This is a genomic window from Methanobacterium sp., from assembly GCF_016217785.1.
Classification (GTDB): Archaea; Methanobacteriota; Methanobacteria; order Methanobacteriales; family Methanobacteriaceae; genus Methanobacterium.
Genome location: NZ_JACRGA010000002.1, coordinates 47,483 through 64,404, shown reverse-complemented (window position 1 = coordinate 64,404; position 16,922 = coordinate 47,483). Strand labels below are relative to the sequence as shown.

18 protein-coding genes and 1 pseudogene are annotated in these 16,922 nt (G+C 40.6%); 17 read left to right on the top strand and 2 right to left on the bottom strand.

All coding sequences use genetic code 11. The annotated features are described in order from the left end of the window. The first annotated feature begins 234 nt into the window (after positions 1 to 234). On the top strand, positions 235 to 963 hold the full coding sequence (locus tag HY987_RS00540; RefSeq protein WP_292754311.1) for a BPL-N domain-containing protein: 729 nt from the start codon (positions 235 to 237) through the stop codon (positions 961 to 963). A gap of 436 nt (positions 964 to 1,399) precedes the next feature. On the opposite strand, the gene HY987_RS00535 is transcribed toward HY987_RS00540, so the two are convergent. Further along, positions 1,400 to 1,750: a hypothetical protein gene (locus HY987_RS00535; RefSeq protein ID WP_292754308.1), complete on the bottom strand. Its 351-nt coding sequence runs from the start codon at positions 1,748 to 1,750 to the stop codon at positions 1,400 to 1,402. Between the two features lie 455 nt (positions 1,751 to 2,205). Between HY987_RS00535 and HY987_RS00530 the strand changes: the two genes are divergently transcribed. The 5 genes from HY987_RS00530 to pyrE all read left to right on the top strand — a co-directional run bounded on the left by HY987_RS00530 (position 2,206) and on the right by pyrE (position 5,685). Beyond that, positions 2,206 to 2,415, top strand: a complete 210-nt coding sequence (locus tag HY987_RS00530; protein WP_292754306.1) for a symporter small accessory protein — start codon at positions 2,206 to 2,208, stop codon at positions 2,413 to 2,415. Positions 2,416 to 2,452: 37 nt separating this feature from the next. Then, positions 2,453 to 4,051: a sodium:solute symporter gene (locus HY987_RS00525; RefSeq protein WP_292754303.1), complete on the top strand. Its 1,599-nt coding sequence runs from the start codon at positions 2,453 to 2,455 to the stop codon at positions 4,049 to 4,051. A 369-nt stretch (positions 4,052 to 4,420) separates the two neighbouring features. Continuing rightward, positions 4,421 to 4,672 carry a PRC-barrel domain-containing protein gene (locus HY987_RS00520; RefSeq protein WP_292754299.1) on the top strand — a complete coding sequence of 84 codons (252 nt, stop codon included), beginning with the start codon at positions 4,421 to 4,423 and terminating at the stop codon, positions 4,670 to 4,672. 195 nt (positions 4,673 to 4,867) lie between these two features. Next, positions 4,868 to 5,014 carry an orotate phosphoribosyltransferase gene (locus HY987_RS00515; RefSeq protein WP_292754296.1) on the top strand — a complete coding sequence of 49 codons (147 nt, stop codon included), beginning with the start codon at positions 4,868 to 4,870 and terminating at the stop codon, positions 5,012 to 5,014. A 137-nt stretch (positions 5,015 to 5,151) separates the two neighbouring features. Next, positions 5,152 to 5,685, top strand: a complete 534-nt coding sequence (gene pyrE, locus HY987_RS00510; protein WP_292754294.1) for an orotate phosphoribosyltransferase — start codon at positions 5,152 to 5,154, stop codon at positions 5,683 to 5,685. 164 nt (positions 5,686 to 5,849) lie between these two features. Here pyrE and HY987_RS00505 read toward each other — a convergent pair whose 3' ends face one another. Further along, on the bottom strand, positions 5,850 to 6,389 hold the full coding sequence (locus HY987_RS00505; protein ID WP_292754292.1) for a MogA/MoaB family molybdenum cofactor biosynthesis protein: 540 nt from the start codon (positions 6,387 to 6,389) through the stop codon (positions 5,850 to 5,852). Positions 6,390 to 7,002: 613 nt separating this feature from the next. On the opposite strand from HY987_RS00505, the gene HY987_RS00500 reads away from it, so the two are divergent. The 11 genes and pseudogenes from HY987_RS00500 (at position 7,003) to mtnA (ending at position 16,834) form a co-directional block, all read left to right on the top strand. Next, positions 7,003 to 7,503: a ribonuclease VapC gene (locus HY987_RS00500; RefSeq protein WP_292754289.1), complete on the top strand. Its 501-nt coding sequence runs from the start codon at positions 7,003 to 7,005 to the stop codon at positions 7,501 to 7,503. 319 nt (positions 7,504 to 7,822) lie between these two features. Next, complete coding sequence (locus HY987_RS00495; protein WP_292754286.1) at positions 7,823 to 8,935, top strand: DUF2117 domain-containing protein; 1,113 nt, start codon at positions 7,823 to 7,825, stop codon at positions 8,933 to 8,935. A gap of 171 nt (positions 8,936 to 9,106) precedes the next feature. After that, positions 9,107 to 10,093, top strand: a complete 987-nt coding sequence (locus HY987_RS00490) for a methanogenesis marker 2 protein (protein ID WP_292754284.1) — start codon at positions 9,107 to 9,109, stop codon at positions 10,091 to 10,093. 12 nt (positions 10,094 to 10,105) lie between these two features. After that, positions 10,106 to 11,641, top strand: a complete 1,536-nt coding sequence (locus tag HY987_RS00485) for a methanogenesis marker 3 protein (protein ID WP_292754283.1) — start codon at positions 10,106 to 10,108, stop codon at positions 11,639 to 11,641. Beyond that, positions 11,622 to 12,044 (top strand): methanogenesis marker 6 protein, encoded by a 423-nt coding sequence (locus HY987_RS00480; RefSeq protein WP_292754281.1) that lies wholly within the window; start codon positions 11,622 to 11,624, stop codon positions 12,042 to 12,044. Before HY987_RS00485 ends, HY987_RS00480 begins: the two co-directional genes overlap by 20 nt. Beyond that, positions 12,041 to 12,418 carry a DUF2111 domain-containing protein gene (locus tag HY987_RS00475; protein WP_292754279.1) on the top strand — a complete coding sequence of 126 codons (378 nt, stop codon included), beginning with the start codon at positions 12,041 to 12,043 and terminating at the stop codon, positions 12,416 to 12,418. The genes HY987_RS00480 and HY987_RS00475 overlap by 4 nt, the downstream gene beginning before the upstream one ends. Then, positions 12,415 to 12,849: pseudogene (locus HY987_RS00470) on the top strand (methanogenesis marker 5 protein); the annotation flags it as partial. The gene HY987_RS00475 and the pseudogene HY987_RS00470, both read left to right, overlap by 4 nt. An 88-nt stretch (positions 12,850 to 12,937) precedes the next feature. Beyond that, positions 12,938 to 14,188 carry a methanogenesis marker 15 protein gene (locus HY987_RS00465; RefSeq protein WP_292754273.1) on the top strand — a complete coding sequence of 417 codons (1,251 nt, stop codon included), beginning with the start codon at positions 12,938 to 12,940 and terminating at the stop codon, positions 14,186 to 14,188. 15 nt (positions 14,189 to 14,203) lie between these two features. Next, positions 14,204 to 14,857 carry a methanogenesis marker 17 protein gene (locus HY987_RS00460; RefSeq protein ID WP_292754271.1) on the top strand — a complete coding sequence of 218 codons (654 nt, stop codon included), beginning with the start codon at positions 14,204 to 14,206 and terminating at the stop codon, positions 14,855 to 14,857. After that, positions 14,850 to 15,701 carry a radical SAM protein gene (locus HY987_RS00455; protein ID WP_292754269.1) on the top strand — a complete coding sequence of 284 codons (852 nt, stop codon included), beginning with the start codon at positions 14,850 to 14,852 and terminating at the stop codon, positions 15,699 to 15,701. Before HY987_RS00460 ends, HY987_RS00455 begins: the two co-directional genes overlap by 8 nt. A gap of 203 nt (positions 15,702 to 15,904) precedes the next feature. Next, positions 15,905 to 16,834, top strand: coding sequence for an S-methyl-5-thioribose-1-phosphate isomerase (gene mtnA / locus HY987_RS00450; protein ID WP_292754267.1), 930 nt, complete (start codon positions 15,905 to 15,907; stop codon positions 16,832 to 16,834). The last annotated feature ends 88 nt before the right edge of the window (positions 16,835 to 16,922 follow it).

The following is a 16,922-nucleotide window of genomic DNA, read 5'->3' as shown; positions in this document are numbered from 1 at the left end:
CCAACTTGCATGTGAGACTTGGGAAAGATTTGGGTGAAGACTGTACGGAACCGGTAAAACTTCGGTTTAATCTGGGAAAAATTACTTTTATGTATTAAATTTAGAAAATAGACATCAAGAGGCATAAATAATGCCGGAGGGTTTATAATTAAAGGAATTATAATAAAAGGGATTTTTATAAGTAAAAATAAATTATTCATATCCATACTAGTCATCATTCTCTTACTATCTGCAATGACTTTTGTAGTAGGACTTCCTGATGATTCTGATGAAATAAATACTAACAATACCACTAATAAGGTTTCAACGGTTAAAGTATTGATATTTGATGGTGATGGTTCAATGGAAGAGAGTGTAGCTGGTATAAAGGCCTGTCTGGATGAAAGTAATAGCATGAATCTTTCCAGTGGGATATACTTTGACTATGACACTAGTAGTGAAATTAACTCCAATACTTTATCTGGCTATGATATTTTGATTATGCCCGGAGGAAACTCCGCAACTTATATTGCCAGTGGCAACATTGACAACGATGACATTAAAGAATTTGTAAACCAAGGTAATGGATATCTGGGGATATGTGCCGGAGCTTATGCTGCATCCAACAGCGTTGATGGGGCTTATTCTGGATGGGGGCTTGCTTCACATGTAAACACTATTGATGTAAGTTATGAGGGATTGGTTTCAATCAACCCCACTTCATCCGGGAGTACGTTAATTGATTCTTCTCAAATAAGTCTTCACCATCAAAATGGCCCTGCAATGTATACTACAAGTTCCAGTGCAACTTCATTTGCTACTTTCTCTGATAACTCAACAGGTTACCAGGGTTATTCGGCTATTGTGGGGGAAAGCTACGGTTCAGGCAGAGTTCTTTTAAGCAGTTCCCACCCTGAAATCGATCCTCAAGATTCACAATTACTGGTGCAAATGATTTTATGGGCCTCTAAAAATTCACGTTAACCATTTTATAATTTGGTTATGTCATGGGCTCTAAGCTTTAATATCTCTTGAAATTTCGCTTCAACCGTTTAATAAGTCTTAGAGCCCTGATACTCACAAAAATTTAACTGGTTAATCAGATGTTTAATTAATAAAATGGTTTACTTGTTGGTAATTTTTTTTGATAATAATCAATTGATACAAGGGTAATGGAGATATACAGAGTAATATAAATAATATTAGCCTCCTAAATTGTGGTCACTATTTTAAAATTGTACTGATATAACACTCTAATTTATAAAATAAAAACTGGAATTCCGGATTTTTTTTGAAAAAACCTGTTTCCATAATATATAAATAGATAAAATTGCAGTTAATTAGTAGATAAAATGGGAATTAAGTTAAATATTAACTAAAAATAGATGGAAATTACACTAATCATGGGTTTTAACATATATTATTTCTTTTTAAAGTCCAATATAGCTCTAACCATGGGAATTTCCTGATTAATATCCACTGAAAGAGGAGGTCCTTCATCAAGGTACATGGAACTTAAAATAAACTTGCCTGATGTTTCTTTTATGTAAGTACTTTCTACAGTATTTTCAGTTTTTATGTGGAATCTTTCAGTTTCACTTCCCTCAAAAAAATCTACAACCTTTTTAGAATCAGTTCCAATAACCCTCAGCATAATCATCAGATGATCATCACCTGAAAAATGAAAATCCTTTATAAACTCTTCAGGAATCTTAATCTCACCCAATGATTCTTTCGTTTCTCTTTTGAAAGTTATGGATGTCTCAACCATTACCCTCACCCCTTATATCTCTAATTTCAATTAACTATTCGGTTTTAATAGTACTAACTAGATTCTCAGGGTCCAATTAAAATCTTATATTGGTCCAATTAAATCCAATTGATATATAAGAACGTACTAGTTATTATGTCTTTTTTAGGGATCTTCACGTTATTTTTTAAAGATATGGATGCTTGTAATGCCTCATGGATTATTTTGGCCTGGATGTAGGGGGATCAGTTTAGGAATTTCACAATTTTTTATCTCAAATCTAAGAGATGTAATATTAATCAGCATTTCTTTATGCTAAAACTGTTTATGGGAAGTTTTCATTGCCATTTAATCATTAGCAAGCAACTGTGAGTTCCTGTTGGCTTGGATAAATCGATAAATATTAAAAGTGTTATTCATTAATTTATAATGATAAATAATTAATAAACATATTACTAGTTAAAGGAGGTGAAAGCTTGGTTCTTGGGATAAACGACCCCTGGATATGGGGTGCATATGTTGGATGCATTCTGGCAACTCTTTTATGTGTTGTTTACGGTATTTTAAATTGGAATAAAGGCGGCGAAGATGAAGAAAAACAGATAAAAGAAGAAGTAGGCTGGCATGATAAAGAAAAGGAAATGCAAGAAAAAGAATTAGGTCTTTGGGATGAAGAAGATGCTTGATCATCCATATTCATAAAAAAGATAGGTTGTGGATTAGATGAATGATTTATTTATACTCAGTATTGTAGTTTTGATCTACCTTTTGATAACAGGTTACGTGGGATATGTGGCCTGGAAACGAACCAAGACCGCCGATGATTACATGGTGGCTGGAAGGGAAACCCATCCGTTTATAATGGCCTTAAGTTATGGGGCGACCTTCATCAGTACAGCGGCTATTGTAGGTTTTGGTGGTACGGCTGGAGTTTATGGGATGGGTCTTTTATGGCTGACGTTCCTGAACATACTAGTTGGTATTTTTATAGCCTTCGTATTTTTTGGAAAACGAACCCGGAAAATGGGACACAATTTAGGAGCCCTAACTTTCCCCGAGTTTTTATCCAAACGTTTTGATAGTAAGTTCATACAGTATTTCAGTGGACTGGTCATATTTTTCGGAATGACGTTGTATGCGTCGGTTGTTCTGATCGGTATGGCCCGCTTCGCCGAAACAACCCTTAATATAGATTATAATATCGCTTTAGTTGTACTGGCAGTCATAGTTGCTTTGTACGTTATTTTTGGTGGAATACGGGGTGTGATGTACACTGATGCCGTGCAGGGGACCATAATGTTCGTGGGAATGGTAATTCTTCTGGTGGCCACCTACTGGATACTTGGTGGAGTGACTGATGCCAACCAGGCCCTGACCAACCTGGTTAATCAGGTGCCAGCCAGTGCAACTGCAACTGCAACTGCAACCGGATTCACTGGGTGGACGTCCATGCCTTCACTCGGAAGCCCATTCTGGTGGACACTGGTAAGCACACTTATCCTGGGAGTGGGAATAGGAGTTCTATCCCAGCCACAGCTCGTAGTACGATTCATGACTGTAAAATCCAACAGGGAACTTAACCGGGCAGTCCTAATAGGTGGAATTTTTATTCTCCTAATGACTGGAACCGCTTTCATTGTAGGGGCGTTATCCAATGTATATTTCTTTGATACCCTTGGGAAGTTAGCAGTACAGGCTGCAGGGGGTAATGCAGATAAGATCATTCCTGCCTTCATAACGGCGGCCATGCCTTTATGGTTTGCGTATCTTTTCATGATCACCCTCCTATCCGCAGCCATGTCTACCCTCAGTGCCCAGGTACATGTGCAGGGAACTGCACTGGGAAGAGATATCTATGAAACAGTGGCCAATAAAAAGGGAGGAGCATCGGTAATGGTTGCCAGGATAGGAATTGCCATTGCCATGATCATTGCAGTTATCATGGGATTCATACTCCCCACCAACATTATTGCAGTGGGCACATCCATGTGGTTCTCCATCACCGCAGCAGCATTCCTCTCCATGTACGTATTTGCCCTTTTCTGGAAAGGATGTACCAAAGCTGGTGCCATATCTGGATTAGTGGTCGGGACGTTGATCAGTCTCTTCTGGCTGGTATTTGAATACAAAAAATCAGCAGAAGCATTGGGAATTGCTAAAGCAATGACTGGCCAGGCTGTGCTATCAACTTCAATGCCATGGCCCACAGTTGACCCTATAATAATTGCTTTACCAATTGCTTTGGTGGTTACAGTGGTGGTAAGTCTTCTAACCAAAAAACCCAGCAAGGAACACATGGAAAAATGTTTTGAGGGAGTGTAAATTTTAGGGAGTTTAACAAAACTCCTACCCTATTTTTTTAACAAATTCCTTCCTTATTTTTTAAACTATTTTTCTTAAAAACTTTAAAACAAATATATTATAAACTTAAAACAATTTGGATTTTTTTCCAACCAATCACCTATTAAACACCGATTTTTTTCATACTGGCTTTAGACAGGGTTTTTTATATTAAAAAAAACCATTTAAACTTTTTTTAAATCCTTTTCAATTAAAATATCCTCTAATCCTCTTCCATCACTGAAACTATAAGTACATCCTGAAACTTAACTAATATGATTAAGCTTTGATGGGGTTAATTTGGTAGTTTAATTTGAGAAACTACCATTCATATGAAGCCGAGGTGATACCATGAGGATTGTGCAAGAAATTGTTGGAAAAGAAGTTTTAGACAGTTCAGCAGTGGTTATTGGAAAAGTTAAAGATGTAGAAGTGAATTTCATGACCAATGAAATTGAAGCCTTCGTAGTAGGAAAAGGGGGCATATCTGAGGGATTAGGATTGTCTAAAGGTGAAACAATCGTTCCTTATGATATGGTGAGTAAGATCGGGGATAAAATACTTCTTAAAAACCGGGATGAAGGAACCAACTATGAATTTTAATTGATTAACCTTTTTCTAACCAATTTTTTAAAGGAATATTATATTTTTTTATTCATGAATCTCATATTTCATGAAATCACAGCGCTCCTACAGGCTCTAAAAATGAATTGAGGCGTGCATTTTGAATCGGGAAAGTTACATAAAACCCTTAGAAAATATTAACTTTAATCACTAAAAAAATGTAGGTGAACATTTTTGGAAGTTAGAGGTATATGCAGTATCTGTGGCCAGCCAGGTAAAATGTACACCTGTTCCATCTGTGGTAGTCTGGTTTGTGGGAAATGTTTTCAATGGAAACAGGGAGTATGCCAACGCTGCCAAAGGGGACTGAAAGTCCATTAAATAACTGTAATAGTAAGTATAAAACCAGGTTAATAAACAGGGTACTACTATTCAATTAAACTTACAATAATTTAATTTAAAAAGGCTAATGATAATTTGAATAAAAATTATAAACTCTTATAAATGGAATGATATCAATGGTGATTAAACAGGAAAAAGACCACCTAATAAGTTTGTTAAAGGCTAACCAGGTTATCAAATTCGGCAAATTCACTCTTTCTTCCGGCAGGGAAAGTGACTATTATGTGGATATGAAAAAAGCCATCACTGACCCCCAGATCCTTTCTCAAGTGGCTAAAATCATTTCTCATATCATCAGTGATGATGATATTGATCTGGTGGCTGGACCTGCCCTCGGAGCTGTGCCCATAGCAACGGCAGTGGCCCTGCACTCGCAGATCCCCATGCTGATGATTCGCAAGGCCCAGAAAGATTATGGGACATCCCAACTTATTGAAGGAGAATTAAAAGAAGGAGATCGGGTCATAGTTGTTGAAGATGTTACCACCACTGGAAATTCACTTTTAAAAGCTGTTAGGGCTGTTCAGGATAACGGGGGGGTTGTGGAGAGAACCTTTGTTGTCGTGGATCGAGAAGAAGGTGCTGTTGAACAGTTGAAAAAGGAAGGAATAATCTTAGAACCCCTGGTATCAATTAAGGATTTTAAATAGTTCTTTTCTTAGTTAAATAGTTTTCCAAGTTCAAATCTATTTTCCCATCTATTTTTTTCTATTCTTCCTGATTGAAACCCTTTTTTTAGTGGGGTTACTCTACACACCTTGTTTAACTATTTGATGGAGTTTAAACTCTTCAAGAGAGTTTAAATAGTTCAATGTCAATGTTTCATATGTTTCACCAGATGCCCCATTTCTGGCTTTAAAATTTTCATCCCCAGCTGAACTGCATTGGGTGAACCAGGTAATGCCACCAGCAGTGTTTCCTTCCAAACTCCTGCTGCTGCTCTGGTCATTATGGCACCGCTTCCTAACTCTTTATAAGTTTCTGATCGGAAAATCTCCCCAAAACCAGTTAATTCCTTTTCAAAGAGGGGGATAATGGTTTCAATGGTAATGTCCCGTTTACCAATCCCAGTGCCACCAGTGCTGATAATGATTTCAGCATCGAGAGTTCTCATTTCATCCAGAGTTTTCAAAAGCTGGTGCGCATCATCCTGTATAACCTGGTAAGACACTATTTCATGTTGATCTTCAAGTGATTCCATTATAATTTTACCGGATAGGTCCTCCGGATTGGAAACAAAATTTGAATCCTTTACTTTCGATGAATTGGATTTTGAGTCGCTTAAAGTAATTATTCCCACTTTAACCTTCAGTGGGCTGTGTTTTTTGTGTTCTTCCATGGTTTTACTTTTCATGTTTCTTACCCGCCTAATTTTGTAGAATTTTAGATAACTGGATCAATTTAAATATAGAATATTATTAGATGGACAATAATAATTAATTAATGATATGAATACTGTAAAAAAATAGATTTCTGTAGAAAAATAGATTTACAAATATAAATATAAGGGATAACATTGATTATTTTATTACCAATAATACTATTTAGATTCCCATTTGTGGATATCAATCATTTAATCGTAAATTGAAATAAACATGCAATTTTAAAGAATCAGTGGACTTGCTATTCCTATTCTTAAGGCATTAAAAAGAGTATTGCACTTTTTAGTGCAAGGGAGGGCATTAGGTCCAAATCGGAGGCGGTTTTTCGCAGGCGAAAAATTGTGAAAGGAGTCTAATGACACCCTCCCTCAACAATTAGTATATTGTTTTGATAACATAAAAACATTTCTCATAAATTATGGGGAAGTGCTAAAAACGTTTTAAATTGGGTTAATAATAAAAAAAACCTTCTAAAATTTTTGAATTTATTAAAAACTAATGGATATATTATATAATCCTCATCATAATCTCGTGGTCCATAAGGATCCAACAGATCAGTATTGGAGAACTTCAGGGTGAATTGAAATGAAAGAGAAAGTTTACGTTCTGGACGCATCAGGAATTATTGGGGGTTTCATATCCTCAAAACACAAGAACATCACAAGTAGTGCTGTTATATCCGAAATTAAAGATTTGAAGTCCCAAATAACTATGCAATCTGCCCTGGATCAAGGTAAAATTATTATTAAGGAACCAGATTCTGATTCACTGAACCAGGTTCAAGGTGCAATTGAAAACTCTGGAGATATTTTAAGGTTGTCTGAAGTGGATATTGAGGTGGTGGCCCTGGCAGTTACTCTTAAAACAAATCACAATCCTACTGTGGTTACTGATGATTATTCCATACAGAACATCCTGAAAATTCTAGAAATTCCCTACAGAAGTGTTTTAACAGAGGGAATTAAACAGACATACGGATGGATCAAAATATGTAGAGGTTGCCGGAAGAAATATCCTTCAGATTATAAATGGGAGGACTGTGAAATCTGCGGGGCAGTTGTTTATCGTAAAAGGATCAAAAAATAACCGTTCTCTATGACTAAATTGATTAACATTTCTCAGAATAGATTTTTCTCCGAATTAGATTAATTCTCCAATAGATTAATTCTCCAATAGATTAATTCTCCAATAGATTACTTCTCTAAAAATTCCATTTCTCAGAATCATGAACTGTTTCCAAATAGGGATTCAAATTTAAATATAAGGATCTATAATTGGATTCTAATCAATTTGTAAATGAAAATATTTTAACTCCATCACAACAGTTTCCATACTGTTCGGAGGTAATTATAATAAACATAGTGATTCATAAACATATTGATTCTATAGGTGAACTATGAAGATAATGAAGATTGGCGTAGTGGTACACGGACCCGAAATAGTTGATTCTGGCCATGCCCAGAAGTTTTTGGATTTTCTGGAGGATTACGGTACAGTTCGGGCAAGATTAGGTGGTACTATGGGGAGGACTGCTGTTATCGATGCTCATCTGGAAGATAGGATCGATATAAGTCAGAAACTGTTCCCCAGCCAGTCAGTGGACAAATTCAAGGATGAAAACTGTGATGTTATTTTTCTTATTAATTATGGTAAATCCAGTGTAACTGGACATGCCTTTGGATACAAGGTTTACCATAACTCTCAGGGCCAACCTCCCCTCATTCAAATGGAAAGACCAGGGGAGGAGGATGGTAGTGTGGTGGTCTGGAGGGAAGACAAAATAAAACTGGCAAAAGAAATATCTTTCAAAATGGGACTTAAGCTGGTCTCTCCAGAGGAGATCAGGGAATGCCTATTTTCAGAAGATCCTTGTCAGGAAGTTTCCAGCACTATCTGCCGAAAAATTGCAGGTGTGTCCCCGGAAGAGAACATATTCGTTAATGGCATAGTTATTGGAAAATCCACATCATCAGAGGTGGCTATAGTTGCTGAAAAGGGCATGATAACTCAACTTATAGGTGGGGAATTAAAGGAACATGGTGTGGAGAAACTGGGGCCAGTGGAACTTGAAAAAGCCATTGTAAAAACAGGCCTGTTGCGTAAATCCAGGGTTAAACCTCGTATATTAAAATCTGAGAAATCTAACGTTAATTTCACTGTTTCTTACCTTAACCATGCTGCGGAGGATATTTACAGATTGAAAAATGCAGATATGGTGGTTACAGTGGGTGATGACACCACTCTGGTTGCTGCTGATATACTTTACCGTTTCAACGTCCCTATAATTGGTATAACTGATGGAGATCTGGATAAAGTTGTTGAAGAAGGCTTTACAGCGGAGGGTTCTTTGATTGTGGAACTTGAGAGTGGCTGGGATGATTTGGTGGGCGATAAAATCTTTTTAGAACTTTTCAACAATGAGGAGACCATAGAAATAGAAAATATAGAAAATTTTAAAAGTAAATTGCTACAGATTATTAGTAATATAACCCACCAATACCAGGTTAAGTACAGTTGATGATTTTCCAAACCAGGAACTATAACCGGGAATGGCACTGGAATTATAATGGATTTTGGGTCGTGATTTGGTTATGAGGGTCTCTTAATAAAGGATAAATCATTAATAATAATTATAACTTTAAAATAATTAATATATTGGATTTTAACTAATAAAAATAGAGGTGCACTCTTGGATTTAAAGTCACTTGTTGATTCTATACGGAGTTTTGAAGGTATTACCCGTAAAAATCTCATAAAAGACGTAACGGGTCTCCTGGAAGAGACTTACAACATTGCAGGAAGAACTCTTCTTGGTTTTGGTGATGATGCATCAGCCCTGGAAATCGGGAACAGCCAGGTAATTCTAATGGCCGCCGATGGAATGTGGGGAAAGCTAATGGAGGCCGATCCATGGTGGGCGGGTTACTGTTCAGTACTGGTAAATGTCAATGATATTGCAGCCATGGGCGGAATACCCATCGGGATGACTAACGTCATATCTACTCAGGATAAGGATATATGCAGCCAGATCATGGATGGAATTAATGAAGGGGTTAAGAAATTTGGAGTGCCAATGGTAGGGGGACATGTTCACCCCGATGCACCTTACAACTCCCTGGATGTGTCCATAACAGGTATCATGAACCGTGAAGACATCATCACCAGCTGCGGAGCCCGCCCTGGAGATAAAGTGCTGGTGGCAATAGACCTGGACGGTGCCATCCACCCCCAGTTCCGCCTGAACTGGGACACCACCACCATGAAAAGTGCAGAACTAGTCCAGGCACAGATCACCACCATGAATGAAATCGCACAAAAACACCTTTTAAGTGCTGGGAAAGATATTAGCAATCCTGGAACCCTGGGAACCCTGGGAATGCTCCTTGAAACCTCAAATGTGGGAGCTACCGTGGAACTGGAACTCATACCCCGACACACCGATGTGAGCTGGGAGGACTGGCTCCGACTTTACCCAGGATCAGGATTCGTGCTCACCGCAGCTGAGGATAATGTGCAAGAGATCATTGAAATCCTGGAAAACGTCAACATAACCACCAACGTGGTGGGTAGTATAATATCTGACCGGAAACTTTATTTAACCTCGGGTAATGATGAAGAGGTTGTTTTTGACTTTTACACCGATAAAATCACTGGAATACATGATGAAAAGCCCTAGGAGGGTAATCTAATGCTGGTGAAGATCAATGGAGAAAAAATAGAACTCCCTGAAGGATCAACAATACAGGATGCAATCAATGTAGTGGGTGCACCATATCTGCCTGGATGTGTCCTGGGACTGGTTAAGGGGACTGAAGAAGTAGAAAAACACGTTAACAAATACAGCCTGAAAACCAACAAGGGTAGCATTATTATTGAAATCCTGGAAGACGCTCCTGAAAAGTTGGTTTCAACCTGGAAAGAACGTTACAAAGAATTTTCTAAAATGGGAGTGCGCTGGACCACATCCCAGGAAGTGGCAATAGGGCCCATTGTAACAGAACTCACGCCTAGCCGGGAAAAATACCGCTACCATCGTTGGGATGTTCTTTTCAGTCTCTCTGGATTCACCGCAGATGCCACCCACCTCATACTTTCCATGGGAGAACATGAAGCTACTTACGGCGCACCTGAAGAAAACCGGGGAGTATTTGCCCGGGTGGTTGGGGGTAAAAGAACCATCCTCAAACTCACTGATGATGATGAAATATTAAAGGTAAAACCAGTCCTGGAAAGGGAGAGCATAGTTAAAAGTGCGGCAATCACCAACCTGGAAACCCTCCTGGAAGAAGGCAACCAGATATACACCTATGTACAGGTTAAACCCAACCCTAACTCCCCTCAATCAGTGGAACATTTCTATGCCCTACTGGATTCCGGGAAAATTCGCGTTGATTATGATTCAAACACATTCGTAGGATTCTATGCATTACAGGGACTGAAAAAGGAAACTGAACAGATAGATCAGCGTAAAAGAGGAACTATAACCTTCCGTAATACTGGAAAGGGAGTGGGCCGAGTTTACATTTACAGGGAGGACCGTGTTTCCACACCATCCCACAACGTGCTGGGAAAAGTGGAGAATGGAATGCAGTTACTGGACATCGCCAGTTACGGTGATGAAGTAACATTTAAAACATCCCCTGGCAGAATAATGACTCTGGCTATGACTCAAAAAGAGGCAGAAGAGTTTTTAAAAGAAAATGGGATTAAACAGGTCCGTGAAGGTTTGGAGGATGATCAGGCAGTGGTTGTCAGACAGGAACCTCACTTTACCATGGAAATCATTGATAAAGGTGAAGTTAAAACCTTTGGCATTCCTGAAGAAGACATCGTTCATATTGAACTGGGCAATCAATCCCCTCGTTCTGCATGGTACTTCCAGAAAATAACTGGGCTTTTAGATTCTCCAGTAGGATCTTTAGATGTTCATTTTGCTTTCCCTGGGATGAAATTGGTAATGTTTAAATCTGTTCCTAAAGAATCTAAGGGATTAATACCGGAATACACACCTAAAGATGTGGTAAAAGCAGGGGAAATAGGTGTTACCAACATGTCCCGCCGCCATATAGGGATGGTGGGGGTACGTTTCGAGGATAACAATGAATTTGGCCCTACCGGTGAACCCTTCCAGGGAACCAACATCATTGGAAAGGTGGTAAGGGGATTGGAAGATTTGGAAAAATATAAAGAGGGGGACACCATTTATGTTACCAGAAAAAAATAAAGTCACCAGGATGATTGTACTGGGACCCAAAGCCCAGCTGAGCCAGAGTGAACTGGTGGGGAAACTGCATATGTTAGAATTACCCCTGACCATTAAATCCACTTGTTATGGTGCAGTAATACATGGGGAAGAATCGGATGTGATGGATGCAGTTAACCGAATAAGAAAACTAGACCCATCCAACATTTTTACTAAAGACCGGGGATTTCCACCAGGAGACCCTCGAAGGTGCCGTGCAAAACGAGGAGCCGCCAGGGAGGGATTCCACCAGTTAGAAAAAGAATACGAACTCCTGGAATATGTTTGTGATGCCCTGGAAAACCCGGAGAAGGTGACCCTGGAGGCACCTGAGAAAGTAACTCCAGATGATTTTAGAAAAATTGCCCAGGAGTGTGAAAAATGAACATTAATGCATCCTCCACCGGGGAAGAAATAGCACCAATGGCCCTGGCCATTCACCAGCTGGTAAACGGACTCCCCATTACCATGCGTAGTCTCAACAGCCCTGGTGTCCGCATTGAAGATGGTGAAGTTTTGGATTATAATTACACAGGCCCTATCCTGGAAGAAGTCCTAAAAAGTGGTGAAATGAGTCATAAAATTCCAGATACCGGAGAGTATAAAGGCACACCTGTGGTGGTGGTTCCTGTTATTGAAGCGGGCCAGGTCATAGCAGCCATGGGGGTGGTGGACATAACTAAGGGAATTTACAGTGATATAATGGAAATTACAAAAAGACCAGAAGAACTCACTGGATCCAGAGGTGGTCTGCAGTGAAAATAGCTGTTTTCCCACCTAACTCGCTTATACTGGCAGATATGGTGGAGCGAAGAGGTCATGAACCCCTGGTTATCCAGAAAGAAATTCGTAAAAAGGTCACTGACCCGGATATAGACTCTCCGCCATTTAACATAACTGAAGAAGAACCCATCAAAGGATTGAAATATGCAGCCATCGAAGTACCCTCCGGTGTAAGGGGAAGAATGGCCATATTCGGCCCCATTATTGACGAAGCCGAAGCTGCCATAATCATGGAGGACGCACCCTACGGGTTTGGATGTATAGGCTGCGCCCGTACCAACGAACTTTCAATGTACTTCCTCAGAAAGAGAGGCATCCCGGTGCTGGAGATCCACTATCCAAAAACAAGGGAAGAAACCATGGAAGTGGTTAACCGGATTAACACCTTCCTGGATGAGTTAGATAAACCAGATGATGAAGTAAATCAATCGGAAGAAGCTGAACAGACTGATGAATCTAACCAGGGGAAACCAAAGGATCAGGTGGAGGAATAACATGGTAAAAATAGCTCAGATTTCATGTGGAACCGAGTACAGTGGGGTCCAGAAGGAGATTGAAAAGGCTGCATCCACCTTTGGAGCAGAGATCATCATCCCTGAAGCAGACCTGGACTACATCGATGAAGCATATCATAAATTTGGATTCAACGCTGCCAGTAGTAGCATACGCTTAATGATCGCCAGGGCAATGTCCCTGGCTGAGGGAAAATCAGATGCAGATGCAGTCTTCATAGCCACCTGTTTTAGATGCGCAGAAGGAGCACTGGTCCGAAACGAGGTAAGGCGTTTCATACAAGAGAACACTAACCTACCAGTGGTTACATATTCATTCACTGAACGAACCAAGGCCGATGAACTCTTCATCAGAATGGAAGCCCTCTCCACCATCGTAGCCAGAAAAAGCCTACTGGCCAGGGAAAAACAGGAAGGACTCACCCTGGGCATAGACTCAGGTTCAACCACTACTAAAGTGGTTTTAATGGAAAATAATAAGATCATAGGTACCGGATGGCTACCAACCACCGATGTCATCGGTTGTACCAAGGATGGAATGGATCAGGCCTTCAAGGACACTGGTTATAAATTTGATGATGTGGATGGGGTGGGAGTCACTGGTTACGGCCGACTAACCATTGGTAAACACCTGAATGCAGCCCTTATACAAGAAGAACTCTCTGTTAACTCCAAGGGGGCAGTTTACCTGGCAGGACACCAGAAAGGTGAAGCCACTGTACTGGACATAGGTGGTATGGATAACAAAGTCATCACCGTCAACGATGGTATTCCGGACAACTTCACTATGGGGGGAATATGTGCCGGAGCCTCAGGAAGATTCCTGGAAATCACCGCCCGACGTTTAGGGGTGGATATAAGCGAACTCGGGCCTCTTGCTCTCAAGGGGGACTTCAAAAAAGCAATCCTGAACAGTTACTGCATAGTATTCGGTATTCAGGACCTGGTTACATCTCTGGCTGCAGGTGGTGCTAAAGAGGATGTAGCGGCAGCTGCATGTCACTCTGTTGCGGAACAGGTCTACGAACAGCAATTACAGGAAATTGATGTACGAGAGCCCCTGATCCAGGTAGGGGGAACCAGCTTAATTGGTGGACTGGTGGAAGCAGTCAGCACAGTCCTGGGAGGAATGGATGTTATTGTACCTGAATACTCCCAGTACATTGGAGCTGTTGGAGGAGCCCTACTTGTTTCTGGATTGGGAGATAAGACAGATTTTGGGGCTAAAAAATAATCCAGGGGATATAAAATGCAGGTAGAATGCTACGATGAAAGTGGGCGAGAAGTCTACGACATGATCTTAAGACACATTCTCCAGGAAGTGCAGGTAACCCGTGCAGTAAAGGATGTTCAGATATACATTGACCCCCGTGAACCAGTATTCATTATTGTGGTCCAGTATGAAAAAACATCCCCACCAGTGGTCCTGGAGGACTTCGCAGAATATGAGTATGACTCAGAAGCCAACGAAGCTTTCATAAAGATAAAAGATGAAAATTACCTACCTGAACTTCTAAAAAAACTCTGGGAACTTGAGGGGCGGAACAAAATCCACCAGCCCAGCCGTTTTGAGGTTATAATAGATGATCCTCAACTCAAACTGGAAGGAATGGTGGTACACGACCCAGAAGAGGATCTAAAAAAGAAGGTCTACGATGCCATTTTCCGCATCATCCCCGAGGGATTCCGGGTGGTTGAACACTACTCTGAGGGTAACATCATCGCTTTGACCTGTTCTGATGAGTACATCAAGGAAGAATATCTGGAAAAAACTCACGAAATTATTAAAAGAATGAAAGAGAATAAGAAATCATATGAAGTAACAACACTCCCTGATAATAAAGTGAAACCTTCAAAAGATGCAAAACCACCCACTAAACTGGGGAGGAAATTCTATGAATGAATCGAAATTTGCACATATAACCCGTGTACATCCATGTTTTAATGAAAAAATGCATGATAAGGTGGGAAGAGTTCATCTGCCCATTGCACCTCGCTGTAATATACAGTGCAACTTCTGTACCCGTGAACTAAACAAATGCGAGCAACGCCCCGGAGTTTCCTCCAGGGTCATGACTGTAGAAGAAGCAGTAACCCATGTGGCCAAAGTCATCAAAGAAATGCCCATCAGTGTGGTGGGAGTAGCAGGACCAGGAGACGCCCTGGCCAACCCAGAAACACTGGATTTCTTCCGTATCATTGATAAAAAATTCCCAGACCTCATAAAATGTATGAGTACCAATGGTCTCCTCCTGGCAGATATGGCTGAGGAAGTGGCTGAAGTTAACATCAGCACCATCACTGTAACCGTAAATGCAGTAGACCTTGAAATCGGTAAAAAAATATACTCACGGGCAGTCTATGGTGGTAAGGTCTACGAAGGAGAAGAAGCCTTCAAAATCATATCCCAGAAACAGCTGGAAGGAATAGAGAAAGTTTCCAAGCTGGGGGTGGTGGTTAAGGTCAACAGCGTCCTCATACCAGGGCTCAACGATGAACACATCGAGGACATTGCCCGGGAAGTTAAAAAACGAGGCGCCAGTCTGATGAACGTCATACCACTCATACCATTATATAAAATGAAAGATTATCCTAAACCTGGATGCGAAGAGCTTTCCAATGTAAGGGATAAAGTTGAGGAGACCTTACCTGTCTTCCGGGCCTGTACCCAGTGCCGGGCTGATGCCTACGGAGTTCCTGGAAAAGAGGACAAACACTTGGATATGACACCCGCAAGCCATTATTAAGGGATTAGTTAATCCCTGAAATATTTATTTTTAAATTTTTTATTTAAATAAGTCAATCAATCTTTTTTTAAAACATTATTATCAAAATATTACTATCCTGCATTACATCAATAATATTACTATCAGGGCAATTGTCATCAGAATAATTGTCATCAGAATAAATTGCCATCAGAGCTTATTACACAATGGGATGTGAATTTAACATGAAAACCATGTACTGGAAGGATGACCTCCTTTGCTTATTAGATCAGACACTCTTACCACATGAAACTGAATACCTTGTTTGTGGAACATACCAGGATGTTATAACTGCCATTAAAACCATGGTGGTTCGGGGCGCCCCAGCCATAGGTGTGGCAGCAGCCTTTGGAATGGCACTGGCCTATCTGGCCGATGAGGACATGGAAAAAGCAGCTCAGGAAATGAAAGATGCCCGACCAACTGCAGTGAACCTGTTCTGGGCAGTGGACAGAATCATGGGGGCAGATGACCCTGTAGAAGAAGCAATACTTATGTACGGGGAGGATATGGATACCAACCGGCGTATGGGGCGACACGGAGCCACAGTGATAGATGATGGTGACACCATCCTAACCCACTGCAATGCTGGGGCACTGGCCTGTGTGGATTACGGCACAGCATTAGGGGTTATCCGTGCGGCCAACCAGGAAGGTAAAAACATAAGCGTGGTGTGTGATGAAACCCGACCAGTACTCCAGGGAGCCAGACTGAGTGTCTGGGAAATGCAACAGGAAAACATACCCGTGAAACTGATAGTAGATGGTGCTGCTGGCCGCCTCATGCAGGAAGGACAGATAAACAAGGTAGTCATAGGGGCAGACCGTGTGGCTAAAGGAGGAGTAGCCAACAAAATCGGGTCCCTCCTGGTGGCACTGGCAGCCAAACGATTCAACGTACCATTCTATGTGGCTGCACCCAAAAGCACATTTGATAGTGAAAAAAGTATTTATGACGTAAAAATAGAAGAAAGAGATCCGGGGGAAGTTTTAAGCTTTGCAGGGTGTCAGGCCGCGCCTCTGGGGACTGAAGTGAGGAACCCATCATTTGATGTGGTACCCAGTGACCTAATAACTGGTATTATAACCGAGGATGGGATAGTTGATCCTTTTTAGGATGGGATGATCCTTTTAGATGAGTTTGATCCTTTTCATAGGGTCTGTTCTCCTTGTAAATCCAACAACCACTAATAAACGATTTTCT

Bases quoted from the DNA above. Each gene is read 5' to 3' on its own strand.
- HY987_RS00495 (WP_292754286.1), top strand. From the start codon at position 7,823: ATGAAGATTGGCGTAGTGGTACACGGACCCGAAATAGTTGATTCTGGC.
- HY987_RS00455 (WP_292754269.1), top strand. From the start codon at position 14,850: ATGAATGAATCGAAATTTGCACATATAACCCGTGTACATCCATGTTTT.
- HY987_RS00485 (WP_292754283.1), top strand. From the start codon at position 10,106: ATGCTGGTGAAGATCAATGGAGAAAAAATAGAACTCCCTGAAGGATCA.
- HY987_RS00480 (WP_292754281.1), top strand. From the start codon at position 11,622: ATGTTACCAGAAAAAAATAAAGTCACCAGGATGATTGTACTGGGACCC.
- HY987_RS00535 (WP_292754308.1), bottom strand. From the start codon at position 1,750: ATGGTTGAGACATCCATAACTTTCAAAAGAGAAACGAAAGAATCATTG.
- mtnA (WP_292754267.1), top strand. From the start codon at position 15,905: ATGAAAACCATGTACTGGAAGGATGACCTCCTTTGCTTATTAGATCAG.
- HY987_RS00540 (WP_292754311.1), top strand. From the start codon at position 235: ATGACTTTTGTAGTAGGACTTCCTGATGATTCTGATGAAATAAATACT.
- pyrE (WP_292754294.1), top strand. From the start codon at position 5,152: ATGGTGATTAAACAGGAAAAAGACCACCTAATAAGTTTGTTAAAGGCT.
- HY987_RS00505 (WP_292754292.1), bottom strand. From the start codon at position 6,389: ATGAAAAGTAAAACCATGGAAGAACACAAAAAACACAGCCCACTGAAG.
- HY987_RS00525 (WP_292754303.1), top strand. From the start codon at position 2,453: ATGAATGATTTATTTATACTCAGTATTGTAGTTTTGATCTACCTTTTG.
- HY987_RS00465 (WP_292754273.1), top strand. From the start codon at position 12,938: ATGGTAAAAATAGCTCAGATTTCATGTGGAACCGAGTACAGTGGGGTC.
- HY987_RS00500 (WP_292754289.1), top strand. From the start codon at position 7,003: ATGAAAGAGAAAGTTTACGTTCTGGACGCATCAGGAATTATTGGGGGT.
- HY987_RS00475 (WP_292754279.1), top strand. From the start codon at position 12,041: ATGAACATTAATGCATCCTCCACCGGGGAAGAAATAGCACCAATGGCC.
- HY987_RS00460 (WP_292754271.1), top strand. From the start codon at position 14,204: ATGCAGGTAGAATGCTACGATGAAAGTGGGCGAGAAGTCTACGACATG.
- HY987_RS00520 (WP_292754299.1), top strand. From the start codon at position 4,421: ATGAGGATTGTGCAAGAAATTGTTGGAAAAGAAGTTTTAGACAGTTCA.